At 65.2% G+C, this 23,969-nt stretch carries 24 protein-coding genes; 11 read left to right on the forward strand and 13 right to left on the reverse strand.

Translation table 11 applies throughout. The features are described from left to right. Positions 1–246, forward strand: coding sequence for a hypothetical protein (locus AC1DV8_RS18865; protein WP_477158499.1), 246 nt, complete (start codon positions 1–3; stop codon positions 244–246). 67 nt (positions 247–313) lie between these two features. After that, a complete protein-coding gene (locus AC1DV8_RS18870; RefSeq protein ID WP_477158500.1) occupies positions 314–2,218 on the forward strand; it encodes an ABC transporter ATP-binding protein in 1,905 nt (634 codons plus the stop codon). Here the strand turns inward: AC1DV8_RS18870 and AC1DV8_RS18875 are convergent. The 3 genes from AC1DV8_RS18875 to AC1DV8_RS18885 are packed head-to-tail and all read right to left on the reverse strand — an operon-like array spanning position 2,209 to position 3,543. Then, positions 2,209–2,847: an ATP-dependent Clp protease proteolytic subunit gene (locus AC1DV8_RS18875; RefSeq protein ID WP_477158501.1), complete on the reverse strand. Its 639-nt coding sequence runs from the start codon at positions 2,845–2,847 to the stop codon at positions 2,209–2,211. The genes AC1DV8_RS18870 and AC1DV8_RS18875 overlap by 10 nt on opposite strands. A 40-nt stretch (positions 2,848–2,887) precedes the next feature. Next, on the reverse strand, positions 2,888–3,235 hold the full coding sequence (locus AC1DV8_RS18880; protein ID WP_477158502.1) for an SRPBCC family protein: 348 nt from the start codon (positions 3,233–3,235) through the stop codon (positions 2,888–2,890). Next, positions 3,232–3,543: an ArsR/SmtB family transcription factor gene (locus AC1DV8_RS18885; RefSeq protein WP_055874328.1), complete on the reverse strand. Its 312-nt coding sequence runs from the start codon at positions 3,541–3,543 to the stop codon at positions 3,232–3,234. The genes AC1DV8_RS18880 and AC1DV8_RS18885 overlap by 4 nt, the downstream gene beginning before the upstream one ends. Positions 3,544–3,643: 100 nt before the next feature. Between AC1DV8_RS18885 and AC1DV8_RS18890 the strand changes: the two genes are divergently transcribed. Next, complete coding sequence (locus AC1DV8_RS18890; protein WP_477158503.1) at positions 3,644–4,297, forward strand: hypothetical protein; 654 nt, start codon at positions 3,644–3,646, stop codon at positions 4,295–4,297. 147 nt (positions 4,298–4,444) lie between these two features. Here the strand turns inward: AC1DV8_RS18890 and AC1DV8_RS18895 are convergent, their stop codons facing one another. From AC1DV8_RS18895 to AC1DV8_RS18910, 4 genes are all read right to left on the reverse strand, one after another. Then, positions 4,445–6,688 (reverse strand): ATP-binding cassette domain-containing protein, encoded by a 2,244-nt coding sequence (locus AC1DV8_RS18895; protein ID WP_477158504.1) that lies wholly within the window; start codon positions 6,686–6,688, stop codon positions 4,445–4,447. Between the two features lie 190 nt (positions 6,689–6,878). Beyond that, positions 6,879–7,091, reverse strand: a complete 213-nt coding sequence (locus tag AC1DV8_RS18900) for a hypothetical protein (protein ID WP_477158505.1) — start codon at positions 7,089–7,091, stop codon at positions 6,879–6,881. A 60-nt stretch (positions 7,092–7,151) separates the two neighbouring features. After that, positions 7,152–7,901, reverse strand: a complete 750-nt coding sequence (locus AC1DV8_RS18905; RefSeq protein WP_477151640.1) for an ABC transporter permease — start codon at positions 7,899–7,901, stop codon at positions 7,152–7,154. A gap of 238 nt (positions 7,902–8,139) precedes the next feature. Beyond that, positions 8,140–9,066: an ATP-binding cassette domain-containing protein gene (locus tag AC1DV8_RS18910; RefSeq protein WP_477158506.1), complete on the reverse strand. Its 927-nt coding sequence runs from the start codon at positions 9,064–9,066 to the stop codon at positions 8,140–8,142. Between the two features lie 200 nt (positions 9,067–9,266). On the opposite strand from AC1DV8_RS18910, the gene AC1DV8_RS18915 reads away from it, so the two are divergent. The 6 genes from AC1DV8_RS18915 to pnp all read left to right on the forward strand — a co-directional run bounded on the left by AC1DV8_RS18915 (position 9,267) and on the right by pnp (position 16,078). After that, complete coding sequence (locus tag AC1DV8_RS18915; RefSeq protein ID WP_477158507.1) at positions 9,267–10,049, forward strand: TetR/AcrR family transcriptional regulator; 783 nt, start codon at positions 9,267–9,269, stop codon at positions 10,047–10,049. 9 nt (positions 10,050–10,058) lie between these two features. After that, the gene (rbfA, locus tag AC1DV8_RS18920; protein WP_477151643.1) at positions 10,059–10,466 is read left to right on the forward strand and encodes a 30S ribosome-binding factor RbfA; all 408 of its coding nucleotides are present in this window, start codon (positions 10,059–10,061) and stop codon (positions 10,464–10,466) included. After that, complete coding sequence (truB, locus tag AC1DV8_RS18925; protein WP_477158508.1) at positions 10,463–11,359, forward strand: tRNA pseudouridine(55) synthase TruB; 897 nt, start codon at positions 10,463–10,465, stop codon at positions 11,357–11,359. The genes rbfA and truB overlap by 4 nt, the downstream gene beginning before the upstream one ends. A gap of 105 nt (positions 11,360–11,464) precedes the next feature. After that, on the forward strand, positions 11,465–13,201 hold the full coding sequence (locus AC1DV8_RS18930; protein ID WP_477151645.1) for a sensor histidine kinase: 1,737 nt from the start codon (positions 11,465–11,467) through the stop codon (positions 13,199–13,201). Between the two features lie 132 nt (positions 13,202–13,333). Further along, the gene (gene rpsO, locus AC1DV8_RS18935; protein ID WP_055874294.1) at positions 13,334–13,603 is read left to right on the forward strand and encodes a 30S ribosomal protein S15; all 270 of its coding nucleotides are present in this window, start codon (positions 13,334–13,336) and stop codon (positions 13,601–13,603) included. A 342-nt stretch (positions 13,604–13,945) separates the two neighbouring features. Further along, a complete protein-coding gene (pnp, locus tag AC1DV8_RS18940; RefSeq protein WP_477158509.1) occupies positions 13,946–16,078 on the forward strand; it encodes a polyribonucleotide nucleotidyltransferase in 2,133 nt (710 codons plus the stop codon). Between the two features lie 55 nt (positions 16,079–16,133). Here the strand turns inward: pnp and AC1DV8_RS18945 are convergent, their stop codons facing one another. Then, positions 16,134–17,654 carry an MFS transporter gene (locus AC1DV8_RS18945; RefSeq protein WP_477158510.1) on the reverse strand — a complete coding sequence of 507 codons (1,521 nt, stop codon included), beginning with the start codon at positions 17,652–17,654 and terminating at the stop codon, positions 16,134–16,136. A 121-nt stretch (positions 17,655–17,775) separates the two neighbouring features. On the opposite strand from AC1DV8_RS18945, the gene AC1DV8_RS18950 reads away from it, so the two are divergent. Continuing rightward, entirely contained in the window at positions 17,776–18,087 is a 312-nt protein-coding gene (locus AC1DV8_RS18950) for a hypothetical protein (protein ID WP_477158511.1), read from the forward strand. Here the strand turns inward: AC1DV8_RS18950 and AC1DV8_RS18955 are convergent. Both AC1DV8_RS18955 and AC1DV8_RS18960 read right to left on the reverse strand, forming a co-directional pair. Beyond that, positions 18,084–19,679 (reverse strand): hypothetical protein, encoded by a 1,596-nt coding sequence (locus tag AC1DV8_RS18955; RefSeq protein WP_477158512.1) that lies wholly within the window; start codon positions 19,677–19,679, stop codon positions 18,084–18,086. The genes AC1DV8_RS18950 and AC1DV8_RS18955 overlap by 4 nt on opposite strands. Positions 19,680–19,793: 114 nt before the next feature. Continuing rightward, complete coding sequence (locus AC1DV8_RS18960; protein WP_477158513.1) at positions 19,794–20,432, reverse strand: ferredoxin reductase domain-containing protein; 639 nt, start codon at positions 20,430–20,432, stop codon at positions 19,794–19,796. Between the two features lie 328 nt (positions 20,433–20,760). Here AC1DV8_RS18960 and AC1DV8_RS18965 point away from each other — a divergent pair, with 328 nt between their 5' ends. Further along, a complete protein-coding gene (locus AC1DV8_RS18965) occupies positions 20,761–21,117 on the forward strand; it encodes a hypothetical protein (protein ID WP_477158514.1) in 357 nt (118 codons plus the stop codon). A gap of 125 nt (positions 21,118–21,242) precedes the next feature. On the opposite strand, the gene AC1DV8_RS18970 is transcribed toward AC1DV8_RS18965, so the two are convergent. From AC1DV8_RS18970 to metK, 3 genes are all read right to left on the reverse strand, one after another. Beyond that, positions 21,243–21,647 carry a winged helix-turn-helix transcriptional regulator gene (locus tag AC1DV8_RS18970; RefSeq protein ID WP_477158515.1) on the reverse strand — a complete coding sequence of 135 codons (405 nt, stop codon included), beginning with the start codon at positions 21,645–21,647 and terminating at the stop codon, positions 21,243–21,245. A 158-nt stretch (positions 21,648–21,805) separates the two neighbouring features. Continuing rightward, positions 21,806–22,516, reverse strand: a complete 711-nt coding sequence (gene trmB / locus AC1DV8_RS18975) for a tRNA (guanosine(46)-N7)-methyltransferase TrmB (RefSeq protein WP_477158516.1) — start codon at positions 22,514–22,516, stop codon at positions 21,806–21,808. A gap of 126 nt (positions 22,517–22,642) precedes the next feature. Continuing rightward, positions 22,643–23,908 (reverse strand): methionine adenosyltransferase, encoded by a 1,266-nt coding sequence (gene metK, locus AC1DV8_RS18980; protein WP_477151654.1) that lies wholly within the window; start codon positions 23,906–23,908, stop codon positions 22,643–22,645. Positions 23,909–23,969 lie beyond the last annotated feature (61 nt).

The following is a 23,969-nucleotide window of genomic DNA, read 5'->3' on the forward strand; positions in this document are numbered from 1 at the left end:
ATGGCCACTACCGAACACAAAGAGAGCGCCTGGTGGAAACCGGCGCTCTCTTTTCTTTTTGGGGGGCGCGAAGGCGATCATCGCTATCGTCGCCTTGCTGGCAGTGCTGTTCGGCAGCTGGCTGGCTTGGTGGTGGTCTCGCCCCGATCTCTTTTCAGTCCTGTCAGCCGGCCGGTTACGTTCGACAGTCTTGGCAAGCTGGAAGCGGCAGCGAGCTCATTCAATGTCACTCCCAACTGCCTTTGAAGAGCTGATCGCCTGCTCGCCAAGCGATCAGGTTGAGAACCCTCCCCAACTCGCCTAAGTATCGGCGATGCGTGGAGTTGGCGGCAGAAGCGGTGGCGGGGGACGAGGGCTGAACGGCCCGGACATCCCCGATGCGCTCCCCTTCGACAAGGGCGAACGCCTCAAGACCTTCCGCCATCTCGGCCGGTTGTTCGCGCAGATGTGGCGGACCAGCCCGTGGCTGATGGGGCTCAGCATCGTGCTCCGGCTCATCGTCGCCATCCAGCCGCCGCTGGTGCTGCTGCTGACCAAGCTGATCATCGACGAGGTGGTGCACCAGACCAGTCTCGGCGTCCCCGGCCCCGAGCTCGCCGACTGGCTCTCGAGCGGCAGGCTCAGCACCCTGCTCTGGCTGCTGGCCGGCGAGTTCGCGCTGGTGTTCGCCCGCGATGCCTTCAACCGCGCCATCAATGTCGTCGACAACATCCTCGGCGAGAGCCATTCCAACGCCGTCAGCCTCGAGCTGATGCAGCATGCGGCCAAGCTCGACCTGAAGCACTTCGAGCAATCCGAATACCAGGACCGGCTGGAGCGGGCGCGGCGGCAGGCATCAAGCCGCTCGACCGTGATCTCACAGGTGTTCGGCCAGGCACAGGCGATGATCACTGCCATCGCGCTCGCCGCCGGCCTCTTTCTCTATGCGCCGCTGCTCATCGGGCTCCTCGCCCTCGCGCTGATCCCGGCGGTGTGGGGCGAATTCCGCTTCAACCGGCTGGCCTACTGGATCTCACACAACCGCTCGCCCGAGCGGCGGCAGCTCGAATACCTGCGCCAGATCGGCGCCAGCGCCGACAGCGCCAAGGAAATCAAGCTGTTCGGGCTAGGCGGGTTCCTGTCAGGCCGCTTCGAGACGCTGAGCCAGCAGATCCTCATCGAGAACCGCAACCTCTCGATCAAGCGCGCCTGGCAGACCGGGGCGCTGGCCGCCATTTCGACCCTCACCTACTATGCTGCCTACGCCTACATCGTCTGGCGCACGCTGCACGGGGAGTTCTCCATCGGCACGCTGGTGTTCCTGTCGGGCAGTTTCAACCAGCTCAACGGCTATTTGCAGCAGATCCTCATCGGCTTCACCCAGATCGCCGGGCAGTCGCTCTATCTCGACGACCTGTTCAGCTTCTTCGAGATCGAGCCCACCATCCTCGATCCCAAGCACCCAAAACCCTTCCCGCTTCCCGTGAAACAGGGGATCGTGTTCGAGAATGTGGGCTTCCGCTATCCGGGCTCCGAACGCTGGGCGGTGCGCAACCTCAGCTTCACGGTGCCGGCCGGCGAAACGCTCGCCTTGGTCGGCGAGAACGGCGCCGGCAAGACCACCATCGTCAAGCTGATGACCCGGCTCTACGACCCGGACGAGGGCCGCATCACCCTCGACGGCATCGATTTGAAGGAGTTCGCCACCGCCGATCTCCGCACCCATATCGGGGTGATCTTCCAGGATTTCCTGCGCTACAGCTTCTCGGCCTCAGACAATATCGGCGTCGGCCGCATCGAGGTGGCCGACGATCGCAACCGTATCATCGCCGCAGCGGAGCAAAGCCTTGCCGATCCAGTGATCCGCCGCCTGCCCGAGGCCTACGACCAGATGCTCGGGCGCACCTTCCTCAAGGGCCAGGACCTTTCGGGCGGCGAATGGCAGAAGATCGCCATCGCCCGCGCCTATATGCGGAACGCCGAGATCATCATCCTCGACGAGCCCACCGCGGCACTCGACGCCCGCGCCGAAGCGGAGGTCTTCACCCGCTTCAAATCGCTCGCCGAAGGCACCACGGCGGTGCTGATCTCGCACCGCTTCTCCACCGTCCGCATGGCCGACCGCATCGTAGTCCTCGCCGACGGCAAAGTGGTCGAAGCCGGCACCCACGACGAACTGATCGCCGAAGCCGGCCGCTACGCCGAGTTGTTCGAACTGCAGGCGCAGGGCTATCGCTGAGTCATCGGCAACTCGGGCACCGGCATCGGCAGTTCGCCGCGTTCGGTGAAGATCGAGTCGATCAGGCCCCAATCCCTTGCTTCTTCCGGCGACATATAGCGGTCGCGGTCGAGGGTGCGCTCCACCTCCTCGATGGTGCGGCCGCAGTGCTTGGAATAGATGCGGTTGATCCGGGCCTTCACCTTCTGGCTCTCCTCGGCGTGGATCAGCACGTCGGTGACCTTGCCCTGGGCGCCACCCGAGGGCTGGTGCACGAGGATCGAGGCATTGGGAAGCGCCATGCGGCGGCCCGGCGCGCCGCCGGCGAGGAGGAATGAGCCCATCGAGTAGGCAGTGCCCATGCAGAGCGTCGAGACCGGCGACCTGATGAATTGCATGGTGTCGTAGATGGCGAGGCCGGCCGTCACCACGCCGCCGGGCGAGTTGATGTAGAGCGAGATCTCCTTGCCGGGGCTCTCGGATTCGAGGAACAGCAGCTGGGCGCAGATCAGCGCCGCCATCTGGTCCTCGACCTCACCGTTGACGAAGATGATCCGCTCGCGCAGTAGCCGCGAGAAGATATCGAACGAACGCTCTCCCCGGCTCGACTGTTCGATGACCATGGGGACGAGCTGCATCATGTCACGCATCGGCAACCTCCTTCAGAACTGCTTTGAGTGAAACTTGGGGCTAGGCGGCCCTGAGCATCGCCACGTTGGCGTTGGCGGGGATCGGCACCCGCATGGGCTCCATCACCCGGTCGTGCACCAGCCGCAGCCACGTGCCGCCGTCGGGCGTCGCCGTGAGCGTGAAGGTGACGAGTTCCCCATCGGCATCGCCCTCGCGCCAGCTGAGGCGCAGGCGGTGCGGCGGCACGGCCTCGACCACCTCGGCGGTGAAGCGCTCGGCGTCGCCGTCCGGCAGCAGCCAAGCGTCGCGGTAGGCGGGGATGGACAGCGCGCGCCACACCTTTTCCGGTGCGGCATCGAGCGCGCATTCCACCGTTATGCGCTCAGCTTCGGTTTGCGGCTCGCTCATTGGTCCATCTCCTTGAGGAAGTCCTTGAGGCGGCCCAGCCGTTCCGGCCAGAACGCCTGGTAGCGGCTCAGCCAGTCGTGCAGCGGCGCCATGCCGTCGGGGTTCACCGCGTAATGCACGCTCCGCCCCTCGCGCCGTTCGCGGATCAGCCCAGCGCCGCGCAGCACGGCGATGTGCTGCGACATCGCCGGCTGCGAGATGGCGAAGCCCTCGCCAAGCGCCGAACCGGTCAGCTCACCGCTCGCCAGCCGCTCCAGCATGGCACGGCGGTTCGGATCGGCCAGCGCCTTGAAGATATCTGCTTCCATGACCAACACATAAGCCAATACTTATGAGTCGTGCAAGCCTCCTCGACTCGATGACCCGCCTCGGCATAGGGTCGCGCCCGTTCCGACAGCGGAGTTTCTCGTGCGTGCCCTGATCCTCGCCCTTTGCGGCCTTCTCGCCATCGGCAGCGCCACAGCGCAGGACGCCCCAACCCTCGGCCGCGACGGGGTGAACCTCAGCTTCGAGGTGCTGGGGCATCGTTTCGTGCTGCCGACGCCGGATTGGCTGTCGCCCACCGAGCGGCTTTCGCCTGATGTGCTGAAGCTGGTGGAATCCAACACCTATGGCGATGCCGGGCAGGCCTTCGCCGAGTTCTTCCCGCTCGGTGAGTCCATCGACAAGTGGACCCAGACCTACGCCGTGCGGCTGACGCTGCAGCCGGGCCGCAGCCTCGACGACTACCGCCGCGCCACGATGTACGGCTACTCGCAGATCTGCAAACCCGAGGCGATCGGCTTCTTTAATTTCGGCGAGGAGACCGGTGATTTCTTCCCGGCGCTCGGCATGGTGTGCGGCGCCTACAAGGACAACGGCAAGCTGCGCGGGTTGGGCGAGGTGATGGTCGCCGTGTTCAAAAAGACCGATACCGGGATCGCGATGGTCTACCAGGAGTGGAAGGGCCGAGCGTTCGATCCGTCGGATCCGAAGACCTGGCCGGTGGATGCGGCGGTGTTCCAGGCTCGGGCGAAGGAATTGCAGGACGCGGTGACGCTGGAGAAAGTGGCGGCCCAATAGCCGCGCCCGTGGTGGCCGACCCCCACCCCTGTCCCCTCCCCCTAAGAATGGGGAGGGAGACCAAAATACTGGCATCGCAGCAAGCGTCTCCCTCCCCTGTTAGGGGGAGGGGACAGGGGTGGGGGTCCGCAGCCACCGGCTCCGCGACTAGCCTCGCGCCGCCAGCGCCGCCCCCGTCAAACTCCCCTTCGCCCCGCGCAACCCCGTCGGCGTCCCCTCGAACACCACGCTCCCACCCTCGTGACCCGCGCCCGGCCCGAGGTCGATGACCCAGTCTGCCCGGCTGATCACATCGAGATTGTGCTCGATGACGATCACGGTCGATCCCGCATCGACCAGCCGGTCGAACAGCCCGATCAGCGTATCGACGTCGTTCATGTGGAGCCCGGTGGTCGGCTCGTCGAGCACATAGATGTTGCCGGATTTACCCAGTTCCGCCGCCAGCTTCAGACGCTGGCGTTCGCCGCCCGACAGCGTCGACAGCGGCTGGCCCAGGGTTAGGTAGCCGAGGCCGACATCGTCCAACCCCTTGAGGATCTTGGCGATGGCCGGCTCGGTGAAGAACTCGGTCGCCTCGGAGACGCTCATTTCGTAAACGTCGCTGATCGCACGCCCACGCAGCTTGTGCTGCAGCACTTCGTCGGTGAAGCGCTTGCCCTCGCAAGTCTCGCAGACGCTCGCCACCGGGTCCATGTGGGCGAGGTCGGTATAGGTGACGCCCAGGCCCTTGCAGTCCGGGCAGGCGCCCTTGGAGTTGGCCGAGAATAGCGCCGCGTCGACGCCATTGGCCTTGGCGAAGGTCTTCCTCACCGTGTCGAGGATGCCGGTATAGGTCGCGGTGTTGGAGCGCGACGAGCCGCGGTTGAGGTTCTGGTCGATGATCACCGTGTCCGGGTAGGCCGTCGGAAGCGAACCTTGGATCAGCGAGCTCTTGCCGGCGCCGGCGACGCCGGTCACCACGGTCAGCACGCCCTCGGGGATCGCCACCGACACATCGCGCAGGTTGTTGGTCTTGGCGTGCGCGATCTTCAGCTGGCCCTTGGGCTTGCGCAGGTCGGTCTTGATCGGCTGGTACTTCTTCATGTGGTTGCCGGTGAGGGTGCCCGACTTCAGCAAACCGTCGAAATCGCCCTCGTAGACGATCTCGCCGCCCTTCGAACCAGCAAACGGCCCCATGTCGACGACGTGGTCGGCAATGGCGATCATGTCGGGCTTGTGCTCGACGATCAGCACGGTGTTGCCCTTGTCGCGCAGCTGCTGCATCAGCCCGGCTAGCGGGCCGACATCGTGCGGGTGCAACCCGACGCTCGGCTCGTCGAATACATAGGTGATGTCGGTCAGCGATGAGCCGAGGTGCCGCACCATCTTCACCCGCTGGCTTTCGCCGCCCGAGAGCGTGGAGCTCTCGCGATCGAGGCTGAGATAGCCGAGCCCGATGATGACGAGGTTCTCGAGCCGCGCCGCCAGTGCCTCGAGCATCGGCCCGATGCCCGGCGCATCGATCGAGCGGACGAACGGGGCGAGGTCGGACACCTGCATCGCCGAGCATTCGGCGATATTCTTGCCGTTCACCTTGCTGCCGAGCGCCGCCGCATTCAGCCGGGCGCCGCCGCAGGCGGGGCAGGTCTTGCGGGTGAAGATCCTGTCGTACTCGGCGCGCACATGCGGCTGCAGGTTCTCAGGGTCCTTCGCGCCCAATCCCTTCTTCAGCTTGGCGACGATCCCGTCATAGGTGAGCCCGATCTTGCCGACCTTGACCTTGCGGCCATCGTCGAGGTGGAAGAGGTTCTCGCGCTCTTCGGCAGTGAAGTCCTTGACCGGCTTGTCCATGTCGAAGAAGCCGGAGGCCTTGTAGAGCTCCCAGTACCAGCTATCGACCGCGAAATCCTTGGGCAGCAGCGCGCCCTGGTTGAGCGATTTGCTCTCATCGACCACCGCGCTCATATCCATGGCGGCGACCTGGCCGATGCCCTCGCAATCGGGGCACATGCCGCGCGGGTCGTTGTAGGAGTAGAGCCCCGGCGCGCCCAGCTTCGGCGTGGCGGCACGCGAAAAGATCACGCGCAGCATCTGAGCGGCATCCGTCACCGTCGCCACGGTGGAGCGAGAATTGCCGCCCAGCCGCTGCTGGTCGACGATGATTGCAGCGGAAATGTTCTCGAGCTGGTCGGCGTCGGGCTGGCCGTAATGCGGCATGAACTGCTGGACGAAGGCGGGGTAGGTCTCGTTGATCAACCGTTGGCTTTCGGCCGCGATGGTGCCGAACACCAGCGAGCTCTTGCCCGATCCAGACACGCCGGTGAACACGGTGATCTTCCGCTTCGGGATATCCAGCGACACGTTCTTGAGATTGTTCTCCCGCGCGCCGCGGATCTTGATCGAACCGTACATGCTACCCTCTTTCGTAATTTACCAGTTAGTTAAATAAGCTTTCGGGGAAAGGCAACCCCTCCCCCACCAACGGTGTCACCCCGGCGAAGGCCGGGGCCTATCCTGAGATGCCGCGGTAGCAGCGCATGAGCCGACACACCTCAGGATGGATCCCGGCTTCGCCGGGATGACATCGAGTTTGGGGAGATGCTCACGGCAGCCGATCCAGCACCGCGAACTCCTGATGCGTCCGGCGCCGTTCGGCGTCGGAAAGAGGCAGCGCCTGGAACCTGCGATGAAGGTCTGTCGCGACCTGGTGCTGCCCCATGGCCACTGCCAGTTCGATACGCGATGCGAGCGCTCGTGCGTCGCCGCCGCTGGTGACTGCTCCGGAGAGGATTGGGATGGTTATCTCTTCGCTCATCGCTTGACCTCGCTTTCTGAAAGGTGAAGCCGGACACCCGTGGGTGCCCGGCGTGGCGCGCTAGATGCTCGCCTTGCGGATCGCCCGGGCGCCGATGGTCAGGCCAACCACGGCAACGCCGGCCGCGACCAGCACGCCCCACAGCACCGTGGTGGTGAACAGTTCGCCGGCGAACAGCGCCCGTTCGGCTTCGACCAGGTAGGTCAGCGGGTTGAAGCGGCTGGCCGCATAGAGCCAGCCGGGCCCGTTCTCGATCGGCAGCAGCACGCCGCCGAGCAGCATCAGCGGCAGCGCCACGGATTGGCTCACCATGTAGAACAGCGAGGTGTTGTGGCGCGCGGCGATGGCGAGCGAGTAGGACAGCGCCGCGACGCCTGCGCCGAACAAGGCAAGCAGCGCCAGCCCGAACAGCATCTGGATCGGATGAAGCTGCAGCCCGAATGGCCAGGCGAGGAGGATGAGCGCCACCGCCTGCAGGGCCAGCGGGAACATCTCCTTGAGCGAGCGGCCGAAGATCAGCGCCGGCCGGCTCATCGGGGTGGCAAGGAACCGTTCGAGCACACCGCTCATCAGCTCCTCGGTGAGGCTCCAGCCGACCATCGCCGTGCCGAACAGTGTCAGCATGACGATCATCCCCGGCACGAACCACTGCAGCGCGTCGGCGGTGGAGCCGCCGACGTCGAGCAGTGGCACGAAGAAGGCGAGATAGAGCACCGGTTGCACCAGGCCGAACGCCATCCACGAGGGATCGGCGAGGGTGGGCTTCATCTCGCGGGTGAACGAGGTCGCGACATCGCGGAAGAAGGTCATCGTTGAATCTCCTGAAGCTCGATCATGGGGGCGGGCCACCAACCTGCCTTCTCCCCTTGTGGGAGAAGGTGCCCGAAGGGCGGATGAGGGGTCTCTCTCCGCAAGCTCAATCGCCCGTCGCTTTGCTCCGGTCGCGCAGCCTCCGGCTGCGGACCCCTCATCCGGCGCTGCGCGCCACCTTCTCCCACAAGGGGAGAAGGCAGGGTGGCTCGCCGCCTCACAGGTGCAAATGGCCCCTTCATGCTGCGCTCTCCCTGAGCGAGCGGCCGGTCAAACCCAGGAACACGTCGTCCAGCGTCGGTCGCCGCACATTCGCCGCCAGCACTCGTGCTCCTCGCAGATCGAGCGAGCGGATGAACTCCGGCAGCACCGCTTCGCCGCCCTTCACCGTCACGCCGACCCGGGCGCCGTCGCGGGTCACTTCGCGCGCTTCGGGCAGGTTGGCAGCGACCTCGGCCGCCACCACCGAGTCCGTTGCGTCGATGGTGATGCGGTCGCCGGCGAGGTCGGCCTTCAGCCGTTCCGGCGTGTCGTTGGCGATGACTTGGCCGTTGTCCATGATCATCACCCGCTCGGCCATGGAGTCGGCCTCATCGAGATAGTGGGTCGTGAGGAAGATCGTCATTCCCGTCGCCTTGCGGATCCTGACGATGTGCTCCCAGAGGTTGGCGCGGCTATGCGGGTCGAGCCCGGTGGAGGGCTCGTCGAGGAACAGCACCTTGGGGCTGTGCATCAGCCCGAGCGCCACATCGACGCGCCGCTTCTGCCCGCCCGAAAGGCTCATGCCGGTGCGGGCCTCGAGGCCGGTCAGCTCGAGCATGCCGATCAGTTCGTCGGCTCGCTTCGCCGCGGCGGCCTTGCTCATCTGCTGGGCAGCGCCCTGCGTCAGCAGTTCATCGCGCAGCTTGTTGTAGTTGCCAGTGCCCTTGCCCTGGCCGACATAGCCGATCTGCTTTCGCACCTCAGCCGGGGCGTGGAGGACATCGTGCCCGGCCACGTTGGCGGTGCCTTCGCTTGGCGGCAGCAGCGTCGTCAGCATCCGCACGCTGGTCGATTTGCCGGCGCCATTGGGCCCGAGAAAGGCGACCAGTTCGCCCTCCGCGACATCGAGATCGAGGCCGCGCACGGCCTCCACCACTCCGGTCTTGGTCTTGAAACTCCGCATCAATCCACGCGCATGAATCACGGCTGGAACTCCCCTTTGACTGTTTCTCAAGGCAAACTGTTCCACCCCTCCTGACATGACGTGTCAGCAGGGTGGATTTCGACGTGAGGCTCGACTTTTCCGCACAGGGGTCATAACATTGTGCGGCGTACAAGGTTTAGCATAATCTCGTACGGTGTAAAGAGTTAATCGGAGGCCGAATGAACGACATTGCCGGGCGGGGCGACCCGATCCGCACGCTGCAACTGCTGTGGAGCGGCGCGCAGCCGCCCAAGCGCGGGCCGAAGCCGAAGGTGGCGCTGGCCGATATCGTCGCTGCCGCTATCGTCATCGCCGATGCCGAGGGGCTCGAGGCGGTGAGCACGCGGCGGGTAGCGGAGGCCGTCGGCATTTCGCCGATGTCGTTCTACACGCACGTTCCCGGCAAGGCCGAACTGCTCGACCTGATGGTCGATGCCGTCATCTGGCCGGTGCCCGAAACGCCGAAGTTCGATCCAGCCAAGTGGCGGGACAATGTCAGCCTCATCGCCACCGGCTACCGCGACTTCTACCTTGCCCATCCCTGGGTGTTCGAGCTCGCGACGCACCGGCCGGTGATGGGACCCAACACCTTGCGGGCCTACGACATGGCGCTCGCCGCCTTCGACAATCTGGGGCTCGACGAGGTCGAGATGGACCAGAGCCTGACCTTCGTTGCCAACTACGTGCATGGCGCGGTGCGCGACGTGGCCCGCTCCCGGATGGTGAAGCAACTCACCGGCATGAGCGACGACGAGTGGTGGCTGAAGATCGAGCCGTTCCTCGCAACGCTCGACTATACTCCTTATCCCGTGGTGCAGCGCGTTGGGCCGGTGGTGGGCGAACTCTACGGGCTCGGCGACCCCGACCGCGCCTTCGCCTTCGGCCTCGCGCGCATCCTTGATGGGCTGGAGCGGCTGATCGAGAGCAAGGGCAAAGTTGACGCGCGCCCGCCGAGCGCCTAACTCGGGCGGATGAAACGCGATAATCACAAGCCCACCGGTCCCAACCAGCGCATGCTGCGCGTCGGCGAACTGGTGCGCCACGCCCTAGCCGGGCTATTCGCCCGCGGCGAGATCGACGATCCCCTGCTCGAGGGCAAGGTCATCACCGTGCCCGAAGTGCGCATGAGCAACGACCTGAAGCTCGCCAGCGCCTACGTGGTGCCGCTTGGCGGCGAGGGTGCCGACGAGATCGTCGTCGCCCTCAACCGGCATGCACGCTTCGTGCGCGGCCGCATCGCGCCCGAGCTCGACCTGAAGTTCGCCCCCGAAGTGCGCTTCTTCGTCGACACCACGTTCGATGAGTTCGGCAAGATCGACGCCCTGCTCCGCTCCGATCGCGTGCAGCGCGACATCCACAAGGATGAGGACGAAGATTGACCACCGAGAAGCGCCAGAAGCGCGACGTCTCCGGTTGGCTGATACTCGACAAGCCCTACGACATGACGTCCACCCAGGCGGTGGGCAAAGTCCGCTGGCTGTTCGGCGCCAAGAAAGCCGGTCACGCCGGCACGCTCGATCCGCTTGCTACCGGCATCCTCCCCATCGCGCTCGGCGAAGCGACCAAGACCGTCCCCGCAGTACAGGACGGCACCAAGGTCTATCGCTTCGCCATCAAGTGGGGCGAGGAGACCACCACCGACGATGCTGAAGGAATCGTCAGCGAGCGTTCATCCGTGCGTCCGGATGAGGTGGAAATTAGGTCAGCTCTACCGACCTTTACCGGCGAGATCATGCAGACCCCACCCGCCTTCTCGGCTATCAAGGTCGACGGCGAGCGCGCCTACGACCTCGCCCGGGCTGGCGAAACGGTCGAACTCGCCGCCCGTCCGGTCCACATCGAGTCGCTGCAACTACTTGAGCACACAGGCGAAATCAGCGGCCTCGAGATGACCTGCGAGAAGGGCACCTATGTCCGCGCCCTCGCCCGCGATCTCGCCCGGCACCTGGGCACCCGCGGCCACGTCGTCGAACTTCGCCGCGCCGCCGTCGGCCCGTTCACCGAGGCGCGCGCGGTCACTCTGGAGGCCCTCGAAGCCGCCGCCGACCGCGATTCCCTGCTCCTGCCGGTGTCCGCCGGCCTGTCGTTGCTGCCCGAAATTCGCCTTACGCCAGATCAGGTTAGCGCCGTGCGCCACGGCAATCCCGTGCTGCTCGGCGGCGCTTCGGCGCCGATCGCGCTCGACAGCGCCTGGGCCAGCAGCGCCGGCGCCGCCGTCGCCCTGGGCCGCGTCGAAGCCGGCATGTTCAAACCGCAACGCGTCCTCGCCTGAGCCCAGGATTTTTGTCGTAACCGCCGGAACTCAATAGCAGAATCGGACGTTTCCATGTTTCGACGCTTTGTAGAGGCTGGGGTTGCATGTCCGCCGGGGTGCTAAATGGCTGACGGGCCCGGCCCGGCTGAGACTATTGCTGCCGTGCGCCGCCGCGTTCGCACCGCGCGCCCGATTGCCGTCTATCTCTTCGTGCTGGCACTGGTCGCCCTGGTTCCAGCCTTCATTTTTTCGGCCATCCTGCTGCAGCGCAACAACGAGGCGCAGGAGCGGGTGGTCGAGACGCTGATCACCGGCAACGCCCGCTCGATCGTCCAGGCGGTCGACCGTGAGATCAACGCCAATATCACCACGTTGCGCGTGCTCGCGACCACTCCACCGCTGTCTCCGGCCGACTATCCGGAGTTCCATGCGCGCGTCAGCGTGGCGCTCGAGGGCACCGGGTCGTATGTCTATGTCATCCATCCGGACATGACGTCGGACCTGACGACCCGCCGGCCACTTTCGGATCAGGGCGACAATGCCATCAGCGATGTCGAAACGGCGCAGCGTGCCTTCGATAGCCGCGACGTGGCCATATCCGACGCGGTTTACGGCCGGGTCTCCCAGCAATGGGTGGTGAATATCCTGCAGCCGATCTTCCCGGCGGGACATCCGCCGCTCGTCCTCGGCTTCAGCCGCACCGCCAGCCAGCTATCGCTGCCACTTCTGGCGAGCCGCATGCCCGATGGCTGGCATGTGGCCCTGGTCGACCGCAAGGGCGTGATCATCGCGTCAGCGGGCGAAGGCGGCAATACCGGCGATTCTTTCAACCTGGCTCCCGTGAAAAACCTTGGCTCCACCTCCGGGTGGCGCACCCTCAAGTCCGAGGGCAAGGAATACCTGGTGGTGGCCCAGCAATCGCTCCTCAGCGGATGGTCGCTGGTCACCTGGGCTGATCGCGACGTCGTTGCTCAACCGCTCGCCGATGCGTTCTGGTCGCTGCTCGCCGGCGGGGTGCTGCTCGCCGCCTTGGTGGTGCTCGTGGTGTACGGCGTGAGCCTGCAGATCGGGCGTTCGGTGCACGGGCTCGAGGCCGACGCCAAGCGATTGGGCGCCGGGCAACCGGTCGAGGCCCGTTCGTTCCCGATCGCCGAGATCGAGACCGTTTCCAGCGCGCTGGGCGATGCATCGCGGCGGCGCCAAGCGGCCGAGACCGAGGTGCGCTTCCTGATGCGCGAGCTGGCGCACCGCTCCAAGAACCAGATGACCGTCATCGCCGCCATGGCCAAGCAGACCGCCCGCGGCGCCGACACGGTTCCCGAGTTCGTGTCGAGTTTCGAGCGCCGCATCTTCGGCCTCGCGCGCTCGACCGACCTGCTGCTGGCGCACGGTGTCGCCGGCGTCGACCTCAGGGAATTGCTGGTCAGCCAGATCGATCCGTTCTGCCCCGTCGACGGCGAGCGCGTCGTCGTCGATGGTCCGTCGCTGCGGCTCAACGCGCAGGCGGCGCAGATTCTCGGCATGGCGGCGCACGAACTCGCCACCAATGCGGTGAAGTATGGGGCCTTCGCCAAGGATGGCGGCCGGCTTGAAGTGACCTGGAAGCGCGCCGACGACGCGGTCGCCTTCGTCTGGCACGAAAGCGGCAATGCCCCCAGTTCCGCCACGCCACGGCGCGGCTTCGGCACTACGGTACTTGAGAACATGGTCGGCCGGTCGCTGGGCGGCGAAGTCGAGCGCATCGTGCACGACCTCGGCATCGAGTGGCGCTTCACCATTCCACTCGCCTCGCTCGATCCCTCCGACACGCTCAACGGCAGCACCGACAAGGCCACCGAAAAGCCTGCCGCCGACAAATAACTGGCGTTTGCCACCCCTTTCCCCTATAGAGCGCGCGAGTTCCGGCCCTGCCGGCGCTTTTTCATGGCTCAGCCTGGACGACATCCCGGGCTGCAGCGTCCCGATGATCCTCTATTTGAAAGGACCTTTCCGATGTCGATTACCGCAGAGCGGAAGACTGCGCTCATCAAGGACTACGCCACCAAGAAGGACGACACCGGCTCGCCGGAAGTTCAGGTCGCGATCCTCTCCGAGCGTATTGCCAACCTCACTGAACACTTCAAGCTGCACGGCAAGGACAACCATTCCCGCCGTGGCCTCTTGAAGATGGTTTCGACGCGCCGCCGTCTCCTCGACTACGTCAAGAAGTCGGACGAAGCGCGCTACAAGGCGCTGATCGAGCGTCTGGGCCTGCGCCGCTAAGGCTGGGTTCGACTGCAACTCCGGACCCACGAGGTACGCCTCGCGGGTCCAATCCCGGCCAACCTGCCGGGTAGTAGCGTAGGCTGACGAACTACGCGGAGCATGGCGAGATCATCGGCCGCTCACGGCACCAGCGGTGCTTCCCTCCCCGGAAAATGAGCGGCTCATCGTCTTGTCCATGTTCCGCCCCACCTCGACAGGTGGGTGTCAGCGCGGAACCGTGCCGATTTTGGGCTGCAGTCGCACATGGGGTGCGGCGCGCGGCTGGCACACCGGATGAGTTCGCGGGGTGACTACGCCCCCGCGTTCCCGCTCATTCCGGCAGAATGGAAAGACAACGATATGCCCATCAACTTCGACTACCACAAAGTTGAGCTGAACTGGGGCGGCCAGCCCCTCACCCTCGAGACCGGCAAGATCGCCCGCCAGGCAGACGGCGCCGTGCTCGCCACCCTCGGCGAGACCGTGCTGCTCGCCACCGTGGTTTCGGCCAAGTCGGCCAAGCCCGGCCAGGACTTCTTCCCCCTGACGGTCAACTATCAGGAAAAGTACTTCGCCGCCGGCAAGATCCCGGGCGGCTACTTCAAGCGTGAAGGCCGTCCGACCGAGAACGAGACGCTGACCTCGCGCCTGATCGATCGCCCGATCCGCCCGCTGTTCCCCGATGGCTACAAGAACGAGACCCAGGTGGTCGTTACCGTTCTGCAGCACGACATGGAGAACAACCCGGACGTGCTCGCCATGGTCGCCGCCTCCGCGGCCCTGACCATCTCGGGCGTCCCGTTCATGGGCCCGATCGGCGCTGCCCGCGTCGGCTACATCGACGGTGAGTACGTCCTCAACCTCGACGTCAACCGTCGCGCTGAATCGAAGCTCGACCTCGTCATGGCCGGCACCCAGGACGCCGTGCTGATGGTGGAATCGGAAGCCCAGGAGCTGTCCGAAGAAATCATGCTCGGCGCCGTGATGTTCGGTCACGAAGCCTCGCGCAAGGTCATCGACGCGATCATCAAGCTGGCCGAACTCGCCGCCAAGGAACCCCGCGACTTCACGCCGCCGGACTACTCGGCGCTCGAAGCCGACGTGCTCAAGGTCGCTGAAGCCGATCTGCGCGCCGCCTACAAGATCACGGACAAGGCCCAGCGCTACGCTGCGGTCGACGCTGCCAATGCCAAGGTCAAGGCGCACTTCGCGTCGCAGATCGAAGCCGGCACAGTCTCATCGGAAGCTCTGGGCGAAGTCGTCCACAACCTCCAGGCCAAGATCGTCCGCTGGAACATCCTCGACACCAAGTCGCGCATCGACGGCCGTGACCTCACCACGGTCCGCCCGATCGTTGCCGAAGTCGGTGTGCTGCCGCGTACGCACGGCTCGGCCATCTTCACCCGCGGTGAAACCCAGGCCCTCGTCGTTGCCACCCTCGGCACCGGCGATGACGAGCAGTATGTCGACAGCCTCGAAGGCACCCAGAAGGTAAACTTCATGCTGCACTACAACTTCCCGCCCTACTCGGTCGGTGAAGCTGGCCGCATGGGCTCGCCCGGCCGTCGCGAAATCGGTCACGGCAAGCTTGCCTGGCGCGCCATCAACCCGATGCGTCCGAAGGCGGAAGACTTCCCCTACACGATCCGCGTCGTCTCCGAGATCACCGAGTCGAACGGCTCGTCCTCGATGGCGACCGTGTGCGGCACCTCGCTGGCGCTGATGGATGCGGGCGTTCCGCTGAAGAAGCCGGTGGCGGGTATCGCCATGGGCCTGATCCTCGAAGGCGACCGCTTCGCCGTGCTGTCCGATATCCTGGGTGATGAAGATCACCTCGGCGACATGGACTTCAAGGTGGCGGGCACTGCCGACGGCATCACCTCGCTGCAGATGGACATCAAGATCGCCGGCATCACCGAGGAGATCATGAAGGTCGCGCTCGGTCAGGCCAAGGGCGGCCGCGAGCACATCCTGGGCGAGATGGCCAAGGCGCTCGACACCTCGCGCGCCACGGTGGGCGAGTTCGCTCCGCGCATCGAGACCATCACCATCCCGACCGACAAGATCCGCGAAGTGATCGGCACCGGCGGCAAGGTGATCCGCGAGATCGTCGAAAAGACCGGCGCCAAGATCGACATCAACGACGACGGCACCGTGAAGGTCTCGTCCTCGGACGGTGCTTCGATCGATGCGGCCATCAAGTGGATCAAGTCGATCACCGATGAAGCCGAAGTCGGCGCCATCTACCAGGGCACCGTGGTCAAGACCGCCGATTTCGGCGCGTTCGTGAACTTCTTCGGCGCCAAGGACGGCCTCGTCCACATCTCCCAGCTCGCCACCCAGCGCGTCGGCAAGACCACCGACGTCGTCAAGGAAGGCGACAAGGTGTGGGTGAAGCTGCTCGGCTTCGACGAGCGCGGCAAGGTCCGCCTGTCGATGAAGGTCGTCGACCAGGCGACCGGCAAGGAAATCGTCGAGGAAGCCGCCGAGTAATCGGCAGCCTCAATAGAATGCGGAAGGCCCGGGAGCGATCCCGGGCCTTTTTTGTCTAAGCCGTCGCCGGCCTGAGCCCGCGGAACATGGCGATGGTCGTCACCGCCGCAATGAGGACGATCGCCGCACCGAGCAGCGCTGTCACCAGCATGGCGTCGGCATAGGCCACGCGGGCCGCTTCGAGCAGCGCCGCGCCGCCCGCCGGCAGCGTTTCCGCCGCCGTATGGGCACCGCCGATGCCGCGCAGCGCCATCGCCACCGCTTCGCCCGACAGCCCGTCCGGCAGGGTATCGCCGAGCCCGCTGCGATAGAGCACGGTCAGCACGCTGCCGAGGAGAGCAATGCCGAGTGCGCCGCCGAACTCCGAACTGGTCTCGTTGAGCCCCGACGCGGCACCGGCTCGCTCCGGCGGCGCGGAACTCATCACCAGGTCGGCGGCGATCGTCGCCACCGGCGCCATGCCGAGCGACATCGCGGTGTTGGCGGCGATCAGCGTGACCAAGTCGCGCGACGGCGCGATCAGCCCCATGACGATCAGCCCCGCGGCCGCGAGGCCTAGCCCCAGCGCCAGCGCATAGGCCGGCCGCATCCGGTTCAGCAGCATCGGCGTCAGCAGGGAGCCGGCAACGAAGCCGAGACCCGGAGGCAGGCTCCAGAGGCCCGCCTCGAACGGCGTCAGCCCCAGCACCAGCTGCATGTACTGGGCGACGACGAGGAAGATGCCGAAGATGGCAAAAAAGCCGAACACGTTGATGCTGAGCGCCGCGGTGAACGAGGGGCGCGCGAACAGGCTCAGGTCGAGCAGCGGATGGGTGAGCCGCAGTTGGCGCCACACGAAGACAATGCCGATCGCCAGCCCGAAGACGATGGCGCCGAGGCTGACGGCGAGCTCGCCGCCCTCGGCCAGCGTCTTGATGCCGTAGATGATCGACAGCACGGCTGCCATCGACAGCCCGGCACTCGCGAGGTCGAGCCGGCCCGTCTGCGGATCCTTGTACTCGGGCAGCAGGCGAGGTGCGAGGATCAGCAGCAGCACCATGATCGGCACCGCGACGAGGAACACCGAGCCCCACCAGAAATAGTTGAGCAGCACGCCGCCGACCACCGGCCCGATCGCCCCGCCGGCCGAGAAGCTGGCAACCCAGATGCTGATGGCGATGGTCCGCTCCCGGTCGTCGCGAAACATGTTGGTGATCAGCGACAGCGTCGATGGCGCCAGCGTCGCGCCCGCAACACCGAGCAGGGCGCGGGCGAGGATCAGCGTCTCGGCGGTGGGGGAGAAGGCGGCGAGAATGGAGGTCGTGCCGAACGCCACGGCCCCGATCATCAAGAGCTTCCGCCGGCCGATGCGATCGCCCAGGGTTCCCATGGTCAGGAGCGAGCCGGCGACGAAGAAGCCGTATATGTCGACGATCCACAGCAGCTGGGCTGCCGTGGGCTTGAGTGTGGCCGTCAGCGACGGCACGGCAAGGTTGAGGACCGTCAGATCCATGGCATAGAGGATGCAGGGCAGTGCAATGACCGCCAGCCCGATCCATTCGCGTCGTGTTGCGCGCAGCGGCGTCGAGCCCGACATGCGGCGTTCCTTTCGAGTCTTCTATCGTAACGCAACGATGATAGCTCGGTAAGGCTGCCACCTGCTGTCAGGCTTGTTTCGATCCTGCCGACATGGCCGGTGATTTGGCGGATGGGGCGCCTTGCCCCATATTATGGACATGCCGACACCAACCGACACCTCGCCCGCCGCTGTCTGGTCGATCCTCTCGTCCTGGCCGCTGGGCTACTTCACCGCCCGCTATGCCGGGCGGCGCTATGGCGTCACCAATGCCGCCCACGCCCACGGCAACAGCTTCAAGCTCTATGCTGAGGAGCTCGGCGGCGCCGACCGCATCAGCCTCAACATCTATCGCCCGCCCAGCAGTGCTGAGCCGACGCTGAAGCCTTGCGAGATGCCGGTCGACAAGGTGATGGCATTCGTCACCGGCGCAATGATCGAAGCGACCGCCTAGGGCAGCATCTTGTCCGCTACCTTGCCGTCGAGCTCGAATGTCACCCAGCCGCTGGTCCAGCCATCGTCCTTGCCGGCACGGATCTCGAGCAGCAGACGGGTGTCCTCGGGCGCCAGCAGCAGGGTGTTGCGCGAGAGCGTGTAACGAAACACCGCTGCGCCCTCGAGCTTCATGGTTTCGAGCGTGGTATCGGCGTATTTGCCGAGGGCAGCCGCGTCGAGCCCTGCGAGATCGGCGAGGCGGAAGCTCTTGGCCTCGTTGAGTTCGGCTTCCCACGGCATCGGCGTACCGAAGCGCATGATGCGCTGCGGATCGATGATGAAACTCGCCATGGTGCCGGGGGCCCGTGGGTCCTCGACCAATACCGAGCCCTGCGTGTCGTTGATCAGGATCTCGCCGAACCGCGCGTCGGGTCCGAACTCCTTTTCGAGCCGCTTGAGCGTGCCGAGCACCGTTTCCGGGGCCAGCCACGGGCCTTGGGCAGCGATCGCCCGGCTTTCCGGCAGCACGACCTCCAACACCTTGGCGTTGGCGTCGAGCAGCACCTGGCCCTTCTCGCCATCGACCTGCTTGAGGTCGACACTCCAGACGAGCAGCGGTGCAGCCGCCCGATCGGTGGGCTTTTCCGCATTGATGTAGGTGATCGTCGCGCCGGGCGAGGCAAAGGCCTCGAGCGCGGCGGACTTCACCTGCGGCAGCTTGCCGAGATCGAGTTCGGTGATGGCGAAGGGGACGCTGTCGCCGAAATCGAAGGCCGGCGTGCCGATCCCCTGCCGCACGCCACCGAGATTCCACGAGTAGTCGGTGGTGGTGTCCGCTTCGGTCGGGTGGGCGGCGCTGAAATAGATGTAGGTGTCGTAGACCCGGAGCTCCTTGAGCGGCCGTGTGCCCAGCACGGCGGCGATATCCACCTGCGCTTCGGCCATCGGCCAGTCGTTGTCGGCAATCAGGTCGAGCCGCTGGGCCCGCGTGGTGCCCGAGAGGTCGGCGCCGATGACCCGGCCGCCGATATCGGCATAGACCGTGGCGGTCTCGCGCGGCGTCGCAAGCCCGATGGTCCAGCGCACTTCGCCGTAGTGCGGCTCGGGCAGGATGCCGATCTGCCGGGCGATGACCAGTGAGGTGAGGTCCGGACGCTGCTCCATCTTCGCCATGGCAATGGCTTCAGCGATGGTGGTGTCGATCTGCTGGAGCCCGACGTCGGCGAGATCGAAGAAGCTGCCCTCCCGCTTGGCGACGATGCCGTCGCCGTCGGTCGGCTTAGGGCCGTCGACGATGTCCCGGTCGAAGACCAGCAGCTTCATCCGCGAGACCGTCCAGCTGTCGGTGTAGTGCGCCGCCTCGCGGCTCTGCGTCCAGACGGTGATCCGGTCCCCGGCGACCTCGATGCGCGAGACCGGTGGCAACGGGTCGAGCCTTCTGGTCAGCGCCGTGAGGGCGCGGGTCCGCAGTTCGCCAGAATTGAGATAGGTGGCGTTCTCGCGGATAACCGGGGCATCGACAGTCTTGCCCACCTGCGCCCAGCCGGGGCCGGTGGCGATGAGGGCGAGGGCAACGGCAAGCGCAGCGGCGCGCAGCGTGGAAGGGATCATTCCAGCCTCCGTTCAGGGTGCCGCATCATCCAGCGGCGCGCCTGAAGCGTTGCTGAACGATCTATCGCCGAGGGTGCCGCGTCCGGTGCGATAGCGCGGCCGCTGGCGGCCCTGTCACTTCTCCCAGGTCAACGCCTCCGCCTCGGCGCCGMGGCCGCCCAGCGCCGCCTTGAGGTCCGCTACCATCGGGTCCGGACCACAGAGGTAGAAGTTCTGGCTGATGTCGTGCACGTGGCGCTTCAAGAACGCGTCATCGATGCGCTCGTGCAGGACGCCCTCGGCCGACGGCTCGTCGGTGATGGTCCAGGTGACCTCGAGGCCCTCCATCTGCTCGAACTCATCGCGGAGGATGATGTCTTCGGCCTTGCGGTTCGACGCGATCAGCCGGTGGCCGGCCAGCTTGCCGTCCTTCTTGAGCTGGCGGAGGATGGCGATGAACGGGGTGACGCCGGCGCCGCCGGCGATGAAGGTGCCGGGCCCCTTGTAGGTGATGGTGCCCCACGGATCGCGCAGCACCAGGCGCTGACCCGGTACGTAGCCGAACAGGCGCTCGGTCATCCCGTCGCCGCCGGTGTTGAAGTAGCTCTTGATGGTGAACTCGAGATAATCCCAATCGTTGAGCGCAGTGAAGGTGAACGGGTGCTTCTTGTCGCGCCAGCCGTCCTCGTCCAGTGAAAGTTCGGTGGCTTGGCCGGGTTCGAACCGGTATCCGGCAGGTTTTTCCAGCACGTAGCGCCGCACATTATGGGTCACTTGCTGAATATTCAGGATTTTCACGGCTTGGTGCACAACACGACTCCTTGTCGTCGTGGGACGCGCCAAATGCGCCCTTGGTTCCCGCGAAACCACACCCTGCAACTGCTGAGAATCAGGCGCAACCCCTGCTGCGACCTACGGTACCCTTGAGGCAACCAACGCTCCTCAAGGGAGGTGGGTTTCTCAACGGGTGGTGGCACTCCACCGCGTAACCCTCTGCATACATTATCGAATTTCAAGAGCAACAAGTGCAGATTCTGTCACTTGCGAAGGTGGGCGGGGAGTCCGATCTCCCAGTTGTCCAGAAAACGAAAGGGACATTGAAATGAAGACTTCCGCTCTTGGCCTTGCGGCCGTGCTCCTCGTCGGTGGCCTCTCGGTGCCGGCTTTTGCAGCCTCCGATGACTCCAGCTTCGACAGCGACTTCCTCGTGACCCAGCTGCAGCAGAAGGGCATCAACGCCGTTAACGTCTACGAGAATTCGGACAACGTGATCCGTGCCGAAGTGAAGCTCGCTGACGGCTCCACCTCCTACCAGCTGTTCTACGAAGATACGCTGGCCCCGGTGAAGGCTTCGGCGCAGGGCAACACCCGCGTGCTGAGCAAGCTCGACGTCGGCGGCAACCGCACTCCGGTTGACAACAACTCGCTGACCTATGACGGCGACAACGGCGACAACTAATATGCGCCATCCGGATCGGCCGGGCTTTGCCGGCCGATCCGCTACCGGCTGGGTGCCGAAGAAATCGGCAGCCGCCCACGTTCGTGTGAGACCAGAATAGAGCCCGCAGGCCCCCCTGATGCCGGCTAGCGGCCGGTTCCAGTGCGGAGCGGTGGCTCGATCTGGTCGAGATCGCGGGCATCGAACAGCTGCCGCGCCTCAACCACACGGTGCCAATGGCGCGCGGCGAAAGCCTCGAAGGCCTCGAAGGCCTTCAGCGCCTCGGCGCCGAGATCGGTCAGCGCATAGTCGACGCGCGGCGGAATGGTCGCATAGCTGGTGCGGCTGACGAAGCCATCGCGCTCGAGGGCCCTTAGGCTTGCGGTCAGCGCCTTCTGCGAAATGCCGCCGATGTCGCGCTGCAGTTCGGAAAAACGCAAAGTGTCGTGCCGCAGGTGCAGCACCACAGTGAGCGTCCATTTGCTGTTTCGAGTGGTCAATAGTTCCTCGATCACAGCCTGATTGACGGGCGGACGGTTCTGCTGACGCATACGCCAACTCCCCACAGTATTTTTGGCCAGCCGTTGCCGGATAGCGGAGATCCCCTTGGGGCCATATCGTCGTTCGGAGCGGATTTTCCAGAGGCAGGCGGCGGATTTCATTTCGCCGTTGCCTAAACGTTCCGTTAAATCGCGTTAACGAGGCCCGCTCAGCGGCGCTCAAAGCTCAGGTAAAAGCTCCTGAGGCGGCCGGCGATGCGGGCCTTTTCCTCATATCGCGTCGGCTCCCAACCGACATACGGCTCATGCCAGATCCCTGCCCGCTCGGGCGAGAACCGGAATTCCGGGGCGCGCAGGATGTGCGCGAGCGTCCAATCGGCATAGTCCGCTATGTCGGTCGCAAAGCGGAACAGGGCGCCCGGCTTCAGGGTGCGGGCGAGCTCTGCAAGCGTCAGCGGCGAGATGAAACGGCGCTTGTGGTGGCGGGTCTTCGGCCAGGGATCCGGATAGAGCAGCCAGGCACCATCGAGCGAGCCGGCCGGCAGCCTCTGCAACAGCTTCAGCGCATCGTCAGTGTACAGCCGGATGTTCTGCAGCCCCGCTTCGTCGATCTGCTGCAGGAGCTTGGCGATGCCGCCGGAAAACACCTCGCAACCGATAAAGCCGGTATCGGGATGCCGGCTTGCTTCGAGCGACAGGTGCTCGCCACCGCCATAGCCGATCTCGATCACCCGCTGCGATCTGTCGGGAAACAGCACCGCCGGATCGAGCAGTTCATTGCCGGGCGCAATCTCGAGTGCTGGCAGCAACTCCTTGAACAGCAGGTCCTGCCCCTTATGCAGGCGCTTGCCGGAGCGGCGGCCGAAAAAGGCGCGAGGCTCGCCGGAGACGTTCAGCGGATGGTGGGTCTTGGAGGTCATGGGGCGTCCCACTAACACGGAGTCATTGCCGCGAAAGCGGAATCTCCGTTCGGCACGGGCGGTCATAAAGAGAAATCCCCGCTTGCGCGGGGATGACATCGTGGAGGTAGCGATCTCCTGAGGACCTCAGGCAGCGGCCTTGACCGCGGCCTTCAGCGCGGGAACCAGGTCGATCTTCTCCCATGAGAAGCTGCCGTCTCGGCCCGGCTTGCGGCCGAAATGGCCATAGGCCGAGGTCTTGGCGTAGATCGGCTTGTTGAGATCAAGATGGGTGCGGATGCCGCGCGGGCTAAGGTCGAACACCTCACCGAGCACGGTCTCGAGCTTACCCTCATCCACCTTGCCGGTGCCGTGGAGGTCGACATAGATCGACAGCGGCTTGGCGACCCCGATGGCGTAGCTGAGCTGGATCGTGGCGCGATCGGCAAGGCCCGCGGCGACGACGTTCTTGGCCAGATAGCGCGCCGCATAGGCGGCCGAGCGGTCGACCTTGGTCGGGTCCTTGCCCGAGAAGGCGCCGCCTCCATGCGGAGCTGCGCCACCATAGGTGTCGACGATGATCTTGCGGCCAGTGAGGCCGGCATCGCCGTCGGGCCCACCGACAACGAATTTACCGGTCGGGTTGACGTGCCAGACGGTGTCGGCGCTGATCCAGCCATCGGGGAACGAGGCGCGGACATAGGGCTCGACGATCTTGCGCACATCCTCGGACGAGAGGCTGGCATCGACATGCTGGGTGGAGACCACGATCTGCGTCACGCCGACCGGGTGGCCGTTCTCGTAGCGGATGGTGACCTGGCTCTTGGCGTCGGGCCCGAGCTTGATGGCGGCGCCCTCGCCTGCCTTGCGGGCGACCGTCAGCGCCTCGAGGATCTTGTGCGCGTAGTAGATCGGTGCGGGCAGCAGCTCGGGGGTCTCGCGGCTGGCATAGCCGAACATGATGCCCTGGTCGCCGGCGCCGACGTCCTTGTTGCCGGATTCATCGACGCCCTGCGCGATATCGGCCGACTGGCCGTGCAGCAGCACGTCGATCTTGGCGGTCTTCCAGTGAAAGCCCGACTGCTCGTAGCCGATTGCCTTGATCGCCTTGCGGGCGGTCGACTTGAACTTGGCGGGATTGACCACCGGATGGCCGGCTGCATCGATGAGGATCTTGCCGTCCTTGCCCTTCTTCAGCAGCGTCTCCGGGACGCGCACTTCGCCCGCGATGACGACGCGGTTGGTGGTGGCGAGGGTCTCACAGGCGATACGGACCTTGGCAGGATCCATGCCGGCTTTCTTCGCTTCACGGAACACCAGATCGACGATCTCGTCGGAGATCCGGTCGCAGACCTTGTCGGGATGACCCTCGGAAACCGATTCTGACGTGAAGAGGTAGGAAGACCGAGCCAAGGCGAAACCCCCGAAAAGTGCTCAAAAAGTGCGAAAATCACACAGTTGGGCTTGTGTTCTG

The sequence above is a fragment of the Devosia sp. P3_B2 genome (assembly GCF_056402875.1).